Source organism: Terrabacter sp. GCM10028922 (assembly GCF_042666095.1).
Taxonomy (GTDB): Bacteria; Actinomycetota; Actinomycetes; order Actinomycetales; family Dermatophilaceae; genus Terrabacter.
The window spans coordinates 1-548 of the sequence record NZ_JBHTFG010000033.1 but is presented as its reverse complement, the minus strand read 5'-3'; the positions used below and the strand labels follow the sequence as shown (position 1 = coordinate 548).

Genomic DNA, 548 nt, shown 5'->3' with positions numbered 1-548 from the left:
GCTCAGATCTTCCGCTACGACACGACGCAGCCCTGGGTCGACGGCTCCAACCCCCGGCTCGTCACTGCTCTCGGCCCGAGCCACCAGCAGGACCGGCCGCTCGCCTGGGCGACCGCGGGCACCCGCACCTTCTTCGGCACCATCCCGCGCTACGGCCTGCTCGGCGGCGCGCTCGGCATCTTCTCGAACGACACGTCGGCCCCCGCGATCGTCCCCTCGCCGGTGAAGGACCAGAGCATCGTCTCGCTCGCCGCGTCGGGCAACGTCGTCTACGGCGGCACGTCCCGGTGGGGCGGCCTCGGCGCCACCCCGACCCAGCCGTCGGCCAAGGTCTTCGCCTTCGACGCCTCGACCGGCCGCAAGCTGTGGGAGGTGACTCCGGTAGCGGGCGCCGACGCGTTCGGCGCGGTCGCGTTCGGGCCCAACGGCTCGCTCTGGGCCGCCTACGGACCTGCCCTGGTCGAGCTGGACCCGCGCTCCGGCGCGACGATCAGGCACATCGTGCTCTACCCCCCGCCCGACGCCAACAAGCCCGTGCTGCGCAACGC

At 73.2% G+C, this 548-nt stretch carries 1 protein-coding gene; it reads left to right on the top strand.

The window, feature by feature from the left end; genetic code table 11:
* A partial coding sequence (locus ACFQU3_RS22460; RefSeq protein WP_385913975.1) for a hypothetical protein occupies positions 1-548 on the top strand: 548 nt, incomplete at both ends.